The following is a 17643-nucleotide window of genomic DNA, read 5'->3' as shown; positions in this document are numbered from 1 at the left end:
TGATTCCGTCCTTAAGTATATAAATTAATTAATAACCCTTTAATTTCACCGATAAGCCCTAGAATATCAATGGATTGCCTCTCCTGATCCATAACGGATTCAGTCAATTCTGCCAGCTTCTGGTCAACTGATTCCACTATGGTCAACCTTCGACTATGACCCTGCCAATCAAAACTATGACTATGCTTAAGGTTCATCCCATACTGAACAGACTCCTCAACAAAATCTTTGACTAACCGCTTATATTTAGCAAGGTCACGAAACGAACGAAATCTCGCAACTCGTTCACCCTGGGCCGCAATACTTTTCAGCAGCTTATTAAGTTGGTCTTGCTGCAATTGCTGGGTTTGAGTTTGCACAATTTGATTAAAGTTTGTCTTTCCACTCATTTGCTGAGACGGCTGCTTTTTAGCTGCATCAAGCTGGGTGCGCATATCCTGGGTAATCTTCATTTCGATACCCCCTTTCCCTTAAAACTGAAAGAAAGAATCAACCGGAAGAATAAACACAGTCGCACCGCCTACCTCCACTTTCACCGGCTTAGGAATGTATGAATCTGCATTCCCGCCCATTGGTGAAATCGGAGCAACCATCTGATCACGCTGACTGCAATTTTTCTTAATGATTGTTAAGGCATCATCAACGTGCTCATCCTCACACCCAATCATAAATGTGGTATTTCCTTCTCTTAAAAATCCGCCTGTTGTCGATAGTTTTGTCGTTTTAAATTGATTATCTGCCAATGCATCATTTAAACGATTACTGTCTTTATCCTGAACCACCGCAATAATCATTTTCATTAAAATGCATCCTCCCATTATCGTTTTTACTTATTATAGCAGAATCCCTTTATCTTTTATGACAAAAATAATTCAAGTTCCCGCATCGTGTCATGCTTCACCTGTTTGACTGTTTGATCAGCATTTATTACTTTCATTCGATCCGGGTTCTGCTCTAGGAGCCTATGGTAAGCTTGATACACGTTCTCATGAAACACAAGCTCCTCAAGATCCAGCCGATTCTTCTCCCGTTCTTCATTCTGAGCAATTCTCTTTAAACCTTGTTCTGGCTTTATATCAAAGAATAGTGTCAGATCTGGCATACATCCGGCAATAGCAAATTCATTTATTTTCCATACCTCTTCTATCCCTAACCCTCTTGCAGCTCCTTGATAAGCCAGGCTCGAATCAACGAAACGATCACACAGTACAATGGAGCCAGCCTCTATAGCCGGCAAAACTTTTTCCACCAAGTGCTGGCGCCTGGCAGCGGCATAAAGCAGAGCCTCTGTTCTTGCATCCATCATCGTATGACGTGTATCTAAAATGATATCTCGTATTCTTTCAGCAATTTGAATGCCTCCGGGTTCTCTCGTTTCAAGTACAGAATACCCCTTTGCGGAAAGTTCCTCTCCAATGTTTTTAAGTATGGTCGATTTTCCGGCTCCCTCGCCGCCTTCAAATGTTATAAAAAGTCCCTTCACCAGCAATTCTCCTTTAAAATACCCAGATTCCACGTTCAACATGCACATTCTGAAAACTTGCGCCTTGACGAAGCAACGATTTCACACTAGTTACCTGCTCCTTAGAGACACGTTCTCCTTTTAGAATTAAAGGGATGCCTGGGGGATAGGGTACTATAGCCTCTGCACAAATCCGGTTTGCCACATAACTCCACTCCACAAATTTTGCAGATTTTAACGACATTTCCGCGTAGTCTATATCTAAAGTTTGAAACTTTGGAAACTGTGGTTGATCTACACTTATTGTAGCATTTTTCGGCTGTTTTTTTAATTGGCAATTTACCTCTTCCAGTCGTTCGTGCAGCTTGTGCAAATGAATGGTTGGAGCGAGACCGATTGTTAATAGCACCTGCTTTTCTGTAGCGAGTTCTGGATACAGGTGATGATCCTCAAGTATTTCTGCTACTTGAAAACCTGACAAACCGGCACGGACCTCTAACGTAAGTTTTAACGGATCATCCGAATATCCGCCAGGTAACAAATCCCAATACCTAGAAGCCTCTGACCATACCTTTCGAAGACCATCGATGTAAGTTAACAAATTACTTTTATCAGCTTGAGAAAAAGAAGCCAGATAATGCCGCGCTAAATCCAGGCTCGCCATCAGCGGATAGGACGGGCTGCTAGATTGAAATATTTGCAGGTAATAGTTAAGACGTGATTGATCGATCTTCTCACCCTTTACATGAAGAAAGGAAGCCATGGTCATGGCAGGAGCCATTTTGTGTGCAGACTGAATAATTAAATCCCCGCCTAAGTCTATTGAGGAAGGCGGAAATGGCGGACCTAATTTAAAATGGACACCATGGGCCTCATCCACGACTACTGGAACCTGATAATTATGTACAACTTCACATACTTCTTTCATATCAAAAACACGGCCAAAGTAATCTGGATAAGTAAGAAAAACTGCACTGGCATCCGAGTGCTGCTTCAATGCTTCATTGATTATTTTTGCGGTTACTCCGCTGTATCGCCCTGTATCTTCTTCATAATCAGGCATCAAAAACACGGGCTGAGCTCCAGCTAATTCTAAACCGTGAAGAATAGATTTATGACAGTTTCGTTGAACAATTACCTTTTCGCCTGGACGACAAACTGACATAACTGCAGCCAAAATTCCTGAAGTTGTTCCATTCACTAAAAAGTAAGTATCGTCACTCTCAAAAAATTGGCTTGCCAGTTCCTGAGCCTCTTTAATGACACCTTTAGCTGCGTGTAAATCATCTAGACCTGTAATTTCCGTGGCGTCCACTTCTAAAATAGATTGAAACAGTTCTTTTCCACTCTCTGAAAAGACAGTACCAAATTTATGGCCCGGAACGTGAAAGGAATAGGAGTTTTTTTCCTTGAAATTGAGTAGTGCTTCATAAAGCGGTGTTTTATTTTGACTTGGATTCATGTGATCCCCCCTTGTCCCTTATGTTTATCATACTCTCTATTAATCATTGAAAAAAGCCACTCTATACATTTAGAGTGGCTTAAAAACTAGGATACAATAACCGAACGGTGAGCCTTATTCATTTGCTGTACAAAATATTGATATTTAGGGTCATCAGACGGAGTGTTTATCATTTCTTTCTCACACGAATGGCAAATATAGACCTGGAGCAAGTGAATACCATCATCTGTCTTCTTTGAACAAATGCTGCAACTTTCAGTAGATTTCATATTGGGCGCCCTCCTCAAAGTGTTCTCTGCCCTGAGAACTATCTTTAATTTACCCTTAGTATCTCCGAATCTATTAATAATATACCTGTTATTATTAAAAGTTTTAATTTTATGAGATTTGCTGAAATTTTATCACTGATCTTATTCCAGTAGCAACTTGTTTGGGCATCATTCCTAATTCCTTTATAACCTATGATAAGAGATGTTAAAGCGTTCCTCCTTCAGCATCCTTATCGGTGAGGACCCCAGCATATTCTTTTCTTCACACAAAAAAGCCTTGGATATTCCAAGGCTTTTTAGACTGACGTGGCCGCGTCCTACTCTCACGGGGATCGACCCGACTACCATCGGCGCTGAAGAGCTTAACTGCTGTGTTCGGCATGGGAACAGGTGTGACCTCTTCGCTGTCGCCACCACATCATTTTATGAAGAAGGGTAAACCTTCAAAACTGGATAAGACATTCAAGTTATCAAACATTTAATGTGTACGTTTTCCTTATAGTTAAGTCATCGATTGATTAGTATCCGTCAGCTCCACGTGTCACCACGCTTCCACCTCGGACCTATCGACCTCATCGTCTCTGAGGAATCTTACTTACTTGGCGTAAGGGGAAATCTCATCTCAAGGGGGGCTTCATGCTTAGATGCTTTCAGCACTTATCCCGTCCACACGTAGCTACCCAGCGATGCTCCTGGCGGAACAACTGGTACACCAGCGGTGTGTCCATCCCGGTCCTCTCGTACTAAGGACAGCTCCTTTCAGATTTCCAACGCCCACGACGGATAGGGACCGAACTGTCTCACGACGTTCTGAACCCAGCTCGCGTACCGCTTTAATGGGCGAACAGCCCAACCCTTGGGACCGACTACAGCCCCAGGATGCGATGAGCCGACATCGAGGTGCCAAACCTCCCCGTCGATGTGGACTCTTGGGGGAGATAAGCCTGTTATCCCCGGGGTAGCTTTTATCCGTTGAGCGACGGCCCTTCCATACGGTACCGCCGGATCACTAAGCCCGACTTTCGTCCCTGCTCGACTTGTAAGTCTCGCAGTCAAGCTCCCTTGTGCCTTTACACTCTGCGAATGATTTCCAACCATTCTGAGGGAACCTTTGGGCGCCTCCGTTACTCTTTAGGAGGCGACCGCCCCAGTCAAACTGCCCACCTGACACTGTCTCCGAACCGGATCACGGTCCTGGGTTAGAATGTCCGTACAGCCAGGGTGGTATCCCACCAGCGCCTCCACCGAAGCTAGCGCTCCGGTTTCTCAGGCTCCCACCTATCCTGTACAAGCTGTACCAACATTCAATATCAGGCTACAGTAAAGCTCCACGGGGTCTTTCCGTCCTGTCGCGGGTAATGCGCATCTTCACGCATAGTATAATTTCACCGGGTCTCTCGTTGAGACAGTGCCCAAGTCGTTGCACCTTTCGTGCGGGTCGGAACTTACCCGACAAGGAATTTCGCTACCTTAGGACCGTTATAGTTACGGCCGCCGTTTACTGGGGCTTCGGTTCAACGCTTCGCGCTTACGCGCTAACGCATCCCCTTAACCTTCCAGCACCGGGCAGGTGTCAGCCCCTATACTTCGCCTTACGGCTTCGCAGAGACCTGTGTTTTTGGTAAACAGTCGCTTGGGCCTTTTCACTGCGGCTCCTCGGCAGAGGAGCACCCCTTCTCCCGAAGTTACGGGGTCATTTTGCCGAGTTCCTTAACGAGAGTTCTCCCGCTCACCTTAGGATCCTCTCCTCGCCTACCTGTGTTGGTTTGCGGTACGGGCGCCTCTTTCCTCACTAGAGGATTTTCTTGGCAGTGTGAACTCAGGAGCTTCGGTACTTTAGTTCCCTCCCCATCACAGCTTGACGTTGCCGAGTGGATTTGCCTGCCTCGACCGTCTCACTGCTTGGACGCACACATCCAATGGTGCGCTCTCCTTATCCTCCTGCGTCCCCCCGTCGTTCAAACGGAAAGGAGGCGGTACAGGAATATCAACCTGTTGTCCATCGCCTACGCCTTTCGGCCTCGGCTTAGGTCCCGACTAACCCTGAGAGGACGAGCCTTCCTCAGGAAACCTTGGGCTTTCGGTGAAAGAGATTCTCACTCTTTGTTCGCTACTCATACCGGCATTCTCACTTCTAAGCGCTCCACCAGTCCTTACGGTCTGACTTCGCCGCCCTTAGAACGCTCTCCTACCACTGATCCGTTCGGATCAATCCGCAGCTTCGGTGGTGTGTTTAGCCCCGGTATATTTTCGGCGCAGAGTCACTCGACCAGTGAGCTATTACGCACTCTTTCAATGATGGCTGCTTCTAAGCCAACATCCTGGTTGTCTAAGCAACTCCACATCCTTTTCCACTTAACACACACTTAGGGACCTTAGCTGGCGGTCTGGGCTGTTTCCCTCTCGACCATGAACCTTATCACCCATGGTCTGACTCCCAGAACAAAGTCGTTGGCATTCGGAGTTTGACTGAATTCGGTAACCCGGTAGGGGCCCCTCGTCCAATCAGTGCTCTACCTCCAAGACTTTCTATTCTGAGGCTAGCCCTAAAGCTATTTCGGAGAGAACCAGCTATCTCCGTGTTCGATTGGCATTTCACCCCTACCCACACCTCATCCCCGCAATTTTCAACTTGCGTGGGTTCGGGCCTCCAGTCAGTGTTACCTGACCTTCACCCTGGACATGGGTAGATCACACGGTTTCGGGTCTACGACCGCATACTCATTCGCCCTATTCAGACTCGCTTTCGCTGCGGCTCCGCTTCTGACGCTTAACCTTGCATACAGTCGTAACTCGCCGGTTCATTCTACAAAAGGCACGCCGTCACCCATCAATGGGCTCCGACTACTTGTAGGCACACGGTTTCAGGTTCTCTTTCACTCCCCTTCCGGGGTGCTTTTCACCTTTCCCTCACGGTACTGGTTCACTATCGGTCACTAGGGAGTATTTAGCCTTGGGAGATGGTCCTCCCGGATTCCGACGGAATTCCTCGTGTTCCGCCGTACTCAGGATCCACTCCGGAGAAAAGAAGATGTCGATTACAGGGCTCTTACCTGCTCTGGCTGATCGTTCCAGATCGATTCATCTATCTTCTTTTTTGGTAACTCCAAAGGAGTGTCCTACAACCCCAGAAAGCAAGCTTTCTGGTTTGGGCTGATTCCGTTTCGCTCGCCGCTACTTGGGAAATCGCGTTTGCTTTCTCTTCCTCCGGGTACTGAGATGTTTCAGTTCCCCGGGTCTGCCTTCGTCTACCTATGTATTCAGTAAACGATCCTGCTCCATTACGAGCAGGGGGTTTCCCCATTCGGAAATCTTCGGTGCACAGCCTACTTACGGCTTCCCAAAGCATATCGGTGTTAGTCCCGTCCTTCATCGGCTCCTAGTACCAAGGCATCCACCGTGCGCCCTTATTCACTTAACTATCTGTGAAAAGACGTTTAAAAAATTGATGTTTGATGTCTTGTCATCCCGTGCGGATCTAACGATCCAACACGTTCTGAAATATCTTATCCAGTTTTCAAGGTTCACAATGAGAAGATCTTTTGATCTCTCAAAACTGAACAACCAACCAGGTACGTCCTCCGTATGCGGCAGCTTCCGTCACCCGTAAGGGTGCTTCCGCCTTGCATATTCCTTAGAAAGGAGGTGATCCAGCCGCACCTTCCGATACGGCTACCTTGTTACGACTTCACCCCAATCATTGGCCCCACCTTCGGCGGCTGGCTCCATAAAGGTTACCTCACCGACTTCGGGTGTTGCCAACTCTCGTGGTGTGACGGGCGGTGTGTACAAGGCCCGGGAACGTATTCACCGCGGCATGCTGATCCGCGATTACTAGCGATTCCGGCTTCATGCAGGCGAGTTGCAGCCTGCAATCCGAACTGAGAATGGTTTTATGGGATTTGCTACACCTTGCGGCTTCGCTGCCCTTTGTACCATCCATTGTAGCACGTGTGTAGCCCAGGTCATAAGGGGCATGATGATTTGACGTCATCCCCGCCTTCCTCCGGTTTGTCACCGGCAGTCACCTTAGAGTGCCCAACTCAATGCTGGCAACTAAGATTAGGGGTTGCGCTCGTTGCGGGACTTAACCCAACATCTCACGACACGAGCTGACGACAACCATGCACCACCTGTCACTTGGTCCCCGAAGGGAAGACCCTATCTCTAGGGTGGTCCAAGGATGTCAAGACCTGGTAAGGTTCTTCGCGTTGCTTCGAATTAAACCACATGCTCCACCGCTTGTGCGGGCCCCCGTCAATTCCTTTGAGTTTCAGCCTTGCGGCCGTACTCCCCAGGCGGAGTGCTTAATGCGTTAACTTCAGCACTAAGGGGTGGAAGCCCCCTAACACCTAGCACTCATCGTTTACGGCGTGGACTACCAGGGTATCTAATCCTGTTTGCTACCCACGCTTTCGCACCTCAGCGTCAGAAACAGACCAGAGAGTCGCCTTCGCCACTGGTGTTCCTCCACATATCTACGCATTTCACCGCTACACGTGGAATTCCACTCTCCTCTTCTGTCCTCAAGTTCCCCAGTTTCCAATGACCCTCCACGGTTGAGCCGTGGGCTTTCACATCAGACTTAAGAAACCGCCTGCGCGCGCTTTACGCCCAATAATTCCGGACAACGCTTGCCCCCTACGTATTACCGCGGCTGCTGGCACGTAGTTAGCCGGGGCTTCCTCGTTAGGTACCGTCAAGGTACCGCTCTATTCGCACGGTACTTGTTCTTCCCTAACAACAGAACTTTACGATCCGAAGACCTTCATCGTTCACGCGGCGTTGCTCCGTCAGACTTTCGTCCATTGCGGAAGATTCCCTACTGCTGCCTCCCGTAGGAGTCTGGGCCGTGTCTCAGTCCCAGTGTGGCCGATCACCCTCTCAGGTCGGCTACGCATCGTCGCCTTGGTGAGCTATTACCTCACCAACTAGCTAATGCGCCGCGGGCCCATCTGTAAGTGATAGCCAAAGGCCATCTTTCACCTCTCTCTCATGCGAAAAAAAGGATTACCCGGCATTAGCCCCGGTTTCCCGGAGTTATTCCGATCTTACAGGCAGGTTGCCCACGTGTTACTCACCCGTCCGCCGCTCATTCCACAGGCATCACCCCCGAAGGGGATCTGCCTGCTTCCTGCGCTCGACTTGCATGTATTAGGCACGCCGCCAGCGTTCGTCCTGAGCCAGGATCAAACTCTCCATAAAAGTTGAGAATGACTTGCTCATTTGCACACCGAATGTGCTTGTTTGAATTCCTTCTATATAATAGAAAGAATATCTTGACGTACTGGTTGGTTCGTTCAGTTTTCAAAGATCAAAATGTTGAGTGCCGCTTCAAAACAGCGACCTAACTAATATATCATGGTTAGTAAGTTAAGTCAATAACTTTTTTAATGATATTTTCATAATTTGTGATAACCTGTCGCGTTCCCTTTAATGCGACAAGTAATAATTTATCATGCCTAAAAATAAATTGCAATAGTTTTTATAAAAGATTTCCATACAAATTAATAGAATGACAGTTCATAAGAATTTACAAAACAAAAAAGAAACGGATTAGAGAATCTCTCCTCTCCGTTTCTACAGTACCCACAAATGTATAGCTGTTAACGAAAGCACCCCGGGTATTCCTAAAAGGGCAGATACAACAGCGGTAAATCCGTTAATTGGTACATGTAATCCAAACTGTGCCCCAAATAAGTTCACAAAGAACAGGAGAACCACTGCAATGACTACTCTCATTAATGCTTGTCCTATCCATTTCACCGGGGACGAGGGCAAACCAACGACCAGTAAAAGTGGGATGGCTAATCCTATTATTAAAATCACGAACACCGGATCCATAAAGAAACCTCCTGTGTAAAATACTTGCTTATGACAAGTTATGTTTACCTACAGGAGGATATACCATTATTTTAGGACAAGGCATTTAAATTCCGTTTCCTTGCCTCTCTTAATAAATAGAAGTACTTTGCCTTGGCTACCGATAAGTCTAGTAACCCTTCCTCACTAGGTTCAACACTATGCTCAATAATTCGATCCAGTGTTTCCCACTCTCGCTTTAACTTTTTTATATCTGACAGTAATTGCTGGTCTACTTCATTTATCTTCGTTTTCTTTTTACCAAATATGACAACCACCCACTTTACAGTTCTCTTCGACCTTCAAGTGCTTTGGATAAGGTGACTTCATCAGCATACTCTAAATCTCCGCCAACGGGCAGGCCGTGGGCAATTCTTGTCATTCGAACGCCAGAAGGTTTGACCAGCCTGGATATATACATAGCTGTGGCCTCCCCCTCTACATTGGGATTTGTAGCCAGAATCAGTTCTTCTACACCTTCATCCTTTAAGCGGTTAATCAAACTGGGTACATTGATATCCTCTGGCCCAATTCCATCCATGGGAGATATGGCTCCATGAAGAACATGATACTTCCCGCTGAACTCCTTCATTTTCTCCATAGCGATGACATCCTTAGGATCTTGCACCACACAAATCACAGATGAGTCACGTGATTCATCCTGACATATGGAACACGGATCATTATCTGTGATTTGTCCGCAAACTGAGCAATGGGTAAGCTCTCTTTTAGCACTTACAAGTGATTTAGCAAAATCAAGTACATCGTCCTCTTCCATTTCAAGGACGAAAAAAGCCAGGCGGACAGCCGTCTTAGGACCGATCCCTGGCAGCTTCGTGAAACTGTCAATTAATTTAGAAATAGGTTCCGGGTAATACATGAAAATTCCTCCTAGAACATTCCTCCAGGCATACCTTTCGTGAATTGTCCCATAGTATCATTTGTTTTGTCTTCAACTTGCTTGAGTACATCATTTGTTGCTGTAATAATCAAGTCCTGAAGCATTTCTACATCATCAGGGTCAACAACCTCTTCGTTAATCTCTACGTCTGTTACTTCCTTTTTCCCGTTAGCTACAACTTTAACCATACCTCCGCCGGCTGTTGCTTCGAAAGTCTCTTCATGAAGCTCTTCTTGAGCCTTCATCATTTTCTTCTGCATCTTCTGCATTTGTTTCATCATATTGTTCATATTTCCTCCACCACGCATGGTAATTCCTCCTTTAAATCTATCCATTTAGTCTTGAATTTCAATGATATTGTCGCCTGCGAGCTTTCTTGCTTCGGATATAAGCGGGTCATCTTCTTCTTTCACTTCAGAGTCATCCCCGTCCTCATTGCTGGTCTTTTGTTTTCTGACGTATTCCTCCCGCAACTCTTTCCAATTCGCTTGAGGAATTGGGATAATAATCAGCGGTTTGCCTGTGAATTCTGTCAGCAATGGTTCAATCGTTTTTTGATGCTCAAGAGCTAGCGAACAATGAATATCATACCGAAAAGCTAAAATCAGGGCCTTTGATGAAGCTGCACTTGGTTTACTGTTAAGTAATGTTGCATGTGCTGGTGCATTAGTCTGCTTTAACCTTTCCATAAAATCAGCCCATTGCCCTTGCACTTTCTTCAATTCTTCTTTAGAAGCTTCATTAAGCACCATTCGAATTCGGTCATATGGTACATTATAACCGTTTCGGCCAGATCTTGCAGGGGACCGCTTTTGTGCCTTCTGGGGTTGTTCTCCCTGACTGGCTGCTGCAGGGGGATTTGCTTTTAATTGGTTCAGTTCTCTTTCCATTTGTTCCAGTTTATCAGTTAGCTGCTTAATAGCTGTAGGATCAGCAGAGTTTGAGGCAGCTTTCTGTGTTCCTGCAATATTAAGCAGGGCGATTTCAATGAATACTTTTGGACTGGTCGTCCATTTCATTTCCTGCTGACACTTGTTTAATTCACGAATGGTACGTTGGATCCAAACTGCATCCAACTCTTCGGATAGCTGACGGAAAAAATCATCGGGAATGGCTCGTTCCAAGTTATGCTGTAAATCAGGTGCACTTTGGAATAAAAGTATATCCCGTAAGTAGTAAATCAAATCAAATACAAACCGGCCAGGGTCCTTTCCTTGATGAATCAAATGATCAACAGCTTCTAGCGCTTCTCTTATTTCCTTCTTGTCCAGGGCGTGAATCACCCCTGCCAACGTGCCTTGTGAGACCGAACCTGTTACAGCCAGGACATCATCAATTGTCACTTCTTCCTCACTGTAGGAAATAGCTTGATCAAGTAAACTTAATGCATCACGCATCCCGCCTTCAGCTGTTAAAGCGACAACTTCAAGAGCTTCGCGTGCCACACTTAATCCCTCAGCGGTTGTGATTTTTTCCATTCGTTCAACCATCGCCTGCTGCGTAATTCGTTTAAAGTCGAAGCGTTGACATCTAGAAATAATGGTCAAAGGAATCTTGTGCGGTTCCGTTGTGGCCAGAATAAAAATGACGTGTCGAGGGGGTTCTTCTAATGTCTTCAAAAGGGCATTAAATGCACCCATCGATAACATATGGACCTCATCGATAATATACACCTTATAGGAAACTGCACTGGGAGCATATTTGACTTTGTCTCGAATTTCACGAATTTGTTCAACACCATTGTTTGAGGCTGCGTCAATTTCAATGACATCCGAAATAGACCCATCCTGGATGCCAAGACAGGCTGAGCATTCATTGCATGGCTCTTTAACCGGGGCATGCTCACAGTTTACGGCCTTTGCAAAAATTTTCGCAGCACTGGTCTTCCCTGTTCCGCGCGGTCCCGAAAATAGATACGCATGAGAAAACTTATCTTGCTCAATTGCATTTTGCAGTGTGCGTGTAATGTGAGTTTGTCCAACAACATCCTCAAAGTTTCTTGGGCGCCAGACTCGATATAGTGCCTGATAGCTCATACAACCGTTCTCCCTTTTTAGTCTCTACTTTATTATACCCGAACGATGGATCTGATGTGAACCTTCGAGTCAAACATCATAGCATCTATTTATTAATACCATGATTATTTCTATAGAAAAAAGAGCCGTTATGATCATTCATAACGACTCTGTACTTAACTTATGTAACCGTGCACCCGCCTTCGATAGCCTGACCCCAAGCGCTACTCATGTTCATGGCTCGACCCAGGCGCTCCCGCGGCACACGAGAGAGTCAGCTTACTGCTGCTTCCTTCCGGATCTGACAGGGTTCACTGGTTCTCGTTGCGCAGGACCTGAGTGTCAACACCACTCCCATAAGTCTGACCTTGAGATCAAACTACCTCGGGCGGGAATTCGGCCTCGCTATAGCGGATTGCGAGTACAGGGCACCGCTACCTCCCCGCTTAGCACGGTATTTCCAAGTATAGCGACTTTTATTATAAAATGCAATGGAAAAGACTAGTTAATTTTCAGCAGATCTGCTTCGTTTCTTTTTCTCACGAAGCTTTCGAAAAAAATCAGTCAACAGGCTGCCGCATTCTTCCTTCATCATTCCACCGACTACCTCCGATTGGTGATTAAAGCGATCTTCTTGAAGTAGATTCATTAGTGTTCCGGCACATCCTGCCTTAGGGTCGGCAGCTCCATAGACAACACGTGGAACTCTGGATTGGACTATTGCCCCTGCGCACATCGGGCAAGGTTCTAAGGTAACGTAGAGCGTACATTGTTCTAATCGCCAGCTTCCTATTACCTCATTCGCCTTTTCTATCGCAATAAATTCTGCATGGGAAGAGGCAAGCTGTGATGTTTCACGTTGGTTATACCCTGAAGCAATGACTTTCTCCTGATAAACAACAACAGCTCCAATAGGTACCTCGCCAAGTGCTTTTGCTCGTTTCGCCTGTTCAATGGCTAACTGCATATAATATTCGTCCTTATCCAAATGTAATCCACCTTTCATAATAATGTAAGAATAAAATGATTCATTACCTTCATACATTGATAATAGCTGAGGAAGGAGTGTATGTATTGCAAATTCATGTTGTAAATCAAGGTGATTCGGTCTATTCGATTGCAGCGTTATATGGAAGTACACCCAGTGCGATTATTGAGGCAAATGAATTAGAAACACCAGAAAACCTTGTAGTGGGGCAGGCCCTAGTCATCCCAGGCGAAGGTCAATTTTATTTTGTCCAGCCAGGTGATAGTTTATATTCGATTGCTAATCAATTTGGGACAACGATAGAGACACTTATCCAGGTCAATCAACTGCAGCCTAACCAAATTCTCCCTATCGGGTACAGGCTCTATATCCCCCAGGGGCCCTCTCCACAAATCACAGTAAATGCTTATATAGAACCATCGGGCGGGGAAGTATCAGATGTACTGCGGAGTTCAGCAGAACAACGTGCACCTTTATTAAGTTATTTGGCTCCTTTTAGTTATGAGGTACAAGAGGACGGCTCCCTGCAGGCTCCTCCGCTTGATAACTTCAAAGCAATCGCTGAAGCCAATAACGCCTCTTTAATGATGGTCATAACCAACTTAGCGGAGGATGGATTTAGCCAGGAGCTGGGGAGAGCAATTTTAACAAATGAACAACTCCAAAACACGCTCCTGGATAACATTGTCCAGACCGCTCAATCGGTGGGTTTTCAGGATATTCACTTTGACTTTGAATTCCTGCCTCCCGAAATGAGAGAGAATTACAATCAGTTTCTACGTAAAGCCAAGCAGCGGTTTTCTCAGGAAGGACTGCTTTTATCGACAGCCCTTGCACCTAAAACCAGCGCCGAACAAGAAGGAGCCTGGTACGAAGCGCATGACTATCAAGCCCATGGTGAAATTGTTGATTTTGTCGTATTGATGACCTATGAGTGGGGCTATAGCGGAGGCCCGCCAAGAGCTGTGTCACCGATCGGACCCGTTACAGAAGTTGTGAATTATGCACTGTCTGTTATGCCTGCCGAGAAAATTTTGCTCGGTCAGAATTTATATGGCTACGACTGGACGCTTCCATATGAACCTGGAGGGGAATTTGCCGAGGCAGTGAGTCCTCAGCGGGCGATCCAGATTGCCTGGGAGAACAACGTTGCTATTTCTTACGATGAAGAAGCCCAAGCCCCTTTCTTTATGTACACAGATGCAGAGGGTAATCAACACGAGGTTTGGTTTGAAGATGCTCGCTCCATTCAGGCAAAATTTGATTTAATCAAGCGGTTAAATTTAAAAGGGATTAGTTACTGGAAGTTAGGGCTCTCATTTCCTCAAAATTGGTTGCTATTAAGCAATCAATTTACAATTGCTAAGAATCAATAATATGAATCCGCTCCGGACAGCCATGACCTCCATATGGCTGTCTGCAACGGTTTTAAACTGAAGGAACAAATGTGACCGTTCGATCGAGTACTTCCGCCTGGCTGAACGCAGATTCTAATCCAACTTCCTCTACGTCCTTTCGTTGTACAATCCGGTATGGAATCGTCACGTGGAAGGACTTTTCAAACGGGAAAGGATCCAATGCCACATGCTCCTTGTCCTGCCAATACGGCATGATACCGTTTGGAGCAACATCAAACGACTGCCTAAAGCCATCCTTAAACCACGACAACTCATTGGCTTTTGATACCCCTGGCTCTTGCATACAGATATAAAGAGATAAATCATCACAGAACTGAAGCCGTTCAAAATGTGTATGATACAAATCCTTCGGTACTTCCATTTTCATCGCCTCGATTAGCTGCTCGCGACGTCTTTCTTCATGATCAATGAACGCAAGAATATGCTTATCCTCACTATCCTTCGAGAAAAAAGATTGATAATGTAAGCTGCATAACATTCCTGCATACCTGGATTCGGCGGCTACTTCTTCGATTCCTTTTTGATAAGCAGCTAGTTTTTCTTCTAAAGGATAATCGATAAACGTGTACGGCTGCTGCTTTTCTTCATTCCACATTGGGCTTTCATCCAGTGGAATCCAAGCCCGGTCATGCTGGCCTATTGCCCAATCCGCTTCCTCTCTAAGCTTGGATCGCAATAAGTATTTCTGTTTCCATTGTAGAGCGAACTCTCCGGAAATTTGCGCATGATCGTGTTGCTTCATCATAAGAAATTGATTACCTTGTTGTTGAACGATCATATCAATCCCTCCTCTATGTAATAACATTTATAATATAATAAGTACAAAAACCCGAGGTGATCCATAGTGAAATTTAAAGTAAAGAAGAACCCATTGCTTGTTATGATTACTCTTTCTCTGATTCCAATCGGTTTATTGGGATTTCTCTCTGAGGGAAAAAATGAGGCCTGGATTAGTTTACTGATTGTCACGATTATTGCCATCCCAATGCTCTGGGCACTCGTAGTTTCCTACCATGAAGTAACCGATACCCATCTTCGAATCGTGTTTGGGCCAATAAAGAAGAGTATTCCATTATATGATATAAAAGGAATCCATTATTCTTATAACCCATTATCAAGTCCAGCCTGGACATTTAAAAGACTTGAAATCACATATTCTTATTATAATTCAATTTTAGCTTCAACTCCAAAAAACGAATCCGCGTTACGTGATTTGCTAAAGGAAAAGTGTCCTCGTGCCAAGATTGAAATTTAAGTCAGCAAATATAAGTAAGGAGCCACGAAGAGTGTCTCTCCGTGGCTCCCTCATATATCTTAATGAGCTTTTACTTTTTTAAAAGTTTGCTTGCTTCGTGGTTAAAGGCTGGAATGTCATCAGGCTGACGGCTTGTTACCAATTGATCCTGACACACTACAACTTCTTGATCTTTATAATCCACCCCGGCATATTCCATGTCGACAGCGATGGATTTGAAGCCTGTTGCTGCACGACCTTCTAATGATTTAGCTGTAATCAATAACTGTGGTCCATGACATATAGCAAATACAGGTTTCTTCTCATCCATAAAGTGTTTAGCAAATTGGACGAACTTTTCATCACCCCGAAGCTGATCAGGAGAAAAGCCTCCTGGAATAAATAGAGCATCAAAGTCAGTAGGTTTCACATCATTGATGGATTTATCTATCGTGGTTGTTGTCTGTCCCTGCTTACCAGTAACTTCTTTGCCTGCTTCCCATTCAATCGTGGTCACTTCATGTCCTTCTTTTGTAAAAGCATCAACAGGCTGCGTGTACTCTACATCCTCAAACATAGACGTCATAACACATGCGATCTTACTCATATCAAAATCACTCCTTGAATGCTTTTAATTTGTTCACGGTTGTTATGTTCCCGCAGGTTTTTCTTTTTAAACGTTCTAAAGAGCATCTTATTCTTTGAACTCTTTCATAGAAAAAGTCTGGAAGCTGGGATTTTGTTGATTTTTATAGATGTCCCTGCCTGCAATCGTATTAATAATATGAACGTTACGATGAACAGCCAGACCAAGGTTGGTAGCCCCAGCTCCATGTGAATGAGTTAAATTGGTCAATGTGAAAAAATGGTGGTCACGTTGGTCTGAGAATTCAAGCTGGTAATCTCGTGTAACACGATAATTTTTCTGATCGTCCCACTTAATTTTCTCTTCAAAGCGCTGGATAAACCAGTCTGGAATATGTGGTTTATAACCGGTCGCTAAGATCACTTTTTCCGTATGATAACGATAATCTATTTCCTCCTGCCACTGCCTGCACTGTAAATCATAGCCACCCTTATCAGCTGGAGAAATGGACTTCACCTCTGTCATTGGATTGATTAACACATAGTCTTTTCCCCCGCCGGCCGTCTTATGATAAAGATCAGAATAAAGACGGGTCAACGTGTCTGGATCAATTCCTTTTCTCAGGGCTCCAAGTGTGTCAAGATTCTCCATTCGTTGTTCATAACTCAAAGAATGAAAGTAATCTACATAAGCAGGAGTAAAGAACTCCTGCGCAAACTTCGCCTGATCAAGTTGAAACAGCCCTCCTGTTCTCGTAAGAAGACTTAGTTTCATGTCGCTGTGCTTTTGTTCTTCCAACAAATCAAGAAAGACTTCAATAGCACTTTGACCAGAGCCCACTACCGTAACATGCTTCGCTTTTAATAAATTTTCTTTTTCATATAAATAACGGCTTGTATGAAACACGTCACCCTCAGGAAGACCTTTCATCCCGTCTATAATCAACGGTTCGCTTCCTGTCCCCATTACCACATGTTTCGTCAGGAAGTGATGGTGTTTTCCTGTTTCCGTCTCAAGTGCTATGACTTCATAGTGAGGTTCCTCAGCCTCATTCCGATCAATCACATCAACGATAGAATGACCAAAATACAATCCATCTATTTGATTAGCCGCCCATTGCAAATAATGATTGTATTCCTGCCGTGGAACTTTCGTCTGGTTATGAAAAAAGAAAGGAAACATCCGATCCTGTTCATATAAGTAGTTCATAAACGTGTATGGACTTTTGGGGTCAGCGAACGTAGCCAAATCTGCCAAAAAAGGGACTTGTAAATCCATTTTTTCAATCAACATTCCCGGGTGCCAGGCAAATGAAGACGATTTTTCAAAAAAGGCACCACTTAGTTCTGTTTTTTCAAGTAAGGCTGCTAACCCTAAATTATAAGGACCGATACCAATACCAATCACATCATACATTTGTTTTGTCATCACAACCACTTCCTTATT

The 17643-nt window shown here is 45.0% G+C and carries 16 protein-coding genes, 3 rRNA genes and 1 other RNA gene; 2 read left to right on the top strand and 18 right to left on the bottom strand.

What is annotated here, in order from left to right:
* Positions 1 to 11: 11 nt before the first annotated feature.
* From G6R08_RS10765 to tadA, 15 genes are all read right to left on the bottom strand, one after another.
* Positions 12 to 452, bottom strand: a complete 441-nt coding sequence (locus tag G6R08_RS10765; protein ID WP_163527962.1) for a YaaR family protein — start codon at positions 450 to 452, stop codon at positions 12 to 14.
* Between the two features lie 18 nt (positions 453 to 470).
* On the bottom strand, positions 471 to 800 hold the full coding sequence (locus G6R08_RS10760) for a cyclic-di-AMP receptor (protein ID WP_079524858.1): 330 nt from the start codon (positions 798 to 800) through the stop codon (positions 471 to 473).
* 56 nt (positions 801 to 856) lie between these two features.
* Positions 857 to 1483 carry a dTMP kinase gene (gene tmk / locus G6R08_RS10755; protein WP_163527961.1) on the bottom strand — a complete coding sequence of 209 codons (627 nt, stop codon included), beginning with the start codon at positions 1481 to 1483 and terminating at the stop codon, positions 857 to 859.
* A gap of 13 nt (positions 1484 to 1496) precedes the next feature.
* Entirely contained in the window at positions 1497 to 2924 is a 1428-nt protein-coding gene (locus tag G6R08_RS10750) for an aminotransferase class I/II-fold pyridoxal phosphate-dependent enzyme (RefSeq protein WP_163527960.1), read from the bottom strand.
* A gap of 86 nt (positions 2925 to 3010) precedes the next feature.
* Positions 3011 to 3193: a sigma factor G inhibitor Gin gene (locus G6R08_RS10745; protein ID WP_079524864.1), complete on the bottom strand. Its 183-nt coding sequence runs from the start codon at positions 3191 to 3193 to the stop codon at positions 3011 to 3013.
* Between the two features lie 304 nt (positions 3194 to 3497).
* Positions 3498 to 3611, bottom strand: a 5S ribosomal RNA gene (gene rrf, locus G6R08_RS10740).
* Between the two features lie 80 nt (positions 3612 to 3691).
* Positions 3692 to 6614 (bottom strand): 23S ribosomal RNA (locus G6R08_RS10735).
* Between the two features lie 217 nt (positions 6615 to 6831).
* Positions 6832 to 8398: ribosomal RNA gene (locus G6R08_RS10730) — 16S ribosomal RNA — on the bottom strand.
* Together the 16S, 23S and 5S rRNA genes form the textbook arrangement of a ribosomal RNA operon.
* 375 nt (positions 8399 to 8773) lie before the next feature.
* Positions 8774 to 9037 carry a pro-sigmaK processing inhibitor BofA family protein gene (locus tag G6R08_RS10725; protein ID WP_079529090.1) on the bottom strand — a complete coding sequence of 88 codons (264 nt, stop codon included), beginning with the start codon at positions 9035 to 9037 and terminating at the stop codon, positions 8774 to 8776.
* Between the two features lie 71 nt (positions 9038 to 9108).
* Positions 9109 to 9333: a YaaL family protein gene (locus G6R08_RS10720; RefSeq protein ID WP_420810394.1), complete on the bottom strand. Its 225-nt coding sequence runs from the start codon at positions 9331 to 9333 to the stop codon at positions 9109 to 9111.
* A 5-nt stretch (positions 9334 to 9338) separates the two neighbouring features.
* Entirely contained in the window at positions 9339 to 9935 is a 597-nt protein-coding gene (gene recR, locus G6R08_RS10715; protein WP_163527959.1) for a recombination mediator RecR, read from the bottom strand.
* A gap of 11 nt (positions 9936 to 9946) precedes the next feature.
* On the bottom strand, positions 9947 to 10264 hold the full coding sequence (locus G6R08_RS10710) for a YbaB/EbfC family nucleoid-associated protein (protein WP_163527958.1): 318 nt from the start codon (positions 10262 to 10264) through the stop codon (positions 9947 to 9949).
* Positions 10265 to 10291: 27 nt separating this feature from the next.
* Complete coding sequence (gene dnaX / locus G6R08_RS10705; RefSeq protein WP_163527957.1) at positions 10292 to 11992, bottom strand: DNA polymerase III subunit gamma/tau; 1701 nt, start codon at positions 11990 to 11992, stop codon at positions 10292 to 10294.
* Between the two features lie 168 nt (positions 11993 to 12160).
* Positions 12161 to 12426, bottom strand: an RNA gene (ffs, locus tag G6R08_RS10700) — signal recognition particle sRNA large type.
* A 50-nt stretch (positions 12427 to 12476) separates the two neighbouring features.
* On the bottom strand, positions 12477 to 12959 hold the full coding sequence (tadA, locus tag G6R08_RS10695; RefSeq protein WP_240339692.1) for a tRNA adenosine(34) deaminase TadA: 483 nt from the start codon (positions 12957 to 12959) through the stop codon (positions 12477 to 12479).
* Between the two features lie 86 nt (positions 12960 to 13045).
* On the opposite strand from tadA, the gene G6R08_RS10690 reads away from it, so the two are divergent.
* Positions 13046 to 14335, top strand: coding sequence for a glycoside hydrolase family 18 protein (locus tag G6R08_RS10690; RefSeq protein ID WP_163527956.1), 1290 nt, complete (start codon positions 13046 to 13048; stop codon positions 14333 to 14335).
* Positions 14336 to 14387: 52 nt separating this feature from the next.
* On the opposite strand, the gene G6R08_RS10685 is transcribed toward G6R08_RS10690, so the two are convergent.
* Entirely contained in the window at positions 14388 to 15155 is a 768-nt protein-coding gene (locus tag G6R08_RS10685; RefSeq protein WP_163527955.1) for a DUF3891 family protein, read from the bottom strand.
* 66 nt (positions 15156 to 15221) lie between these two features.
* Between G6R08_RS10685 and G6R08_RS10680 the strand changes: the two genes are divergently transcribed.
* A complete protein-coding gene (locus tag G6R08_RS10680; protein WP_163527954.1) occupies positions 15222 to 15632 on the top strand; it encodes a PH domain-containing protein in 411 nt (136 codons plus the stop codon).
* A 70-nt stretch (positions 15633 to 15702) separates the two neighbouring features.
* On the opposite strand, the gene G6R08_RS10675 is transcribed toward G6R08_RS10680, so the two are convergent.
* Together G6R08_RS10675 and G6R08_RS10670 are read right to left on the bottom strand one after the other, a co-directional pair.
* Positions 15703 to 16218: a type 1 glutamine amidotransferase domain-containing protein gene (locus tag G6R08_RS10675; protein ID WP_163527953.1), complete on the bottom strand. Its 516-nt coding sequence runs from the start codon at positions 16216 to 16218 to the stop codon at positions 15703 to 15705.
* Between the two features lie 87 nt (positions 16219 to 16305).
* Positions 16306 to 17625, bottom strand: a complete 1320-nt coding sequence (locus G6R08_RS10670; RefSeq protein WP_163527952.1) for a lysine N(6)-hydroxylase/L-ornithine N(5)-oxygenase family protein — start codon at positions 17623 to 17625, stop codon at positions 16306 to 16308.
* Positions 17626 to 17643: the final 18 nt, after the last annotated feature.

This window comes from Halobacillus ihumii, from assembly GCF_902726645.1.
GTDB classification, from domain to species: Bacteria; Bacillota; Bacilli; order Bacillales; family Halobacillaceae; genus Halobacillus_A; species Halobacillus_A ihumii.
Note: the sequence above shows the minus strand (reverse complement) of the source record. Positions and strands in the feature narration are given on the sequence as shown.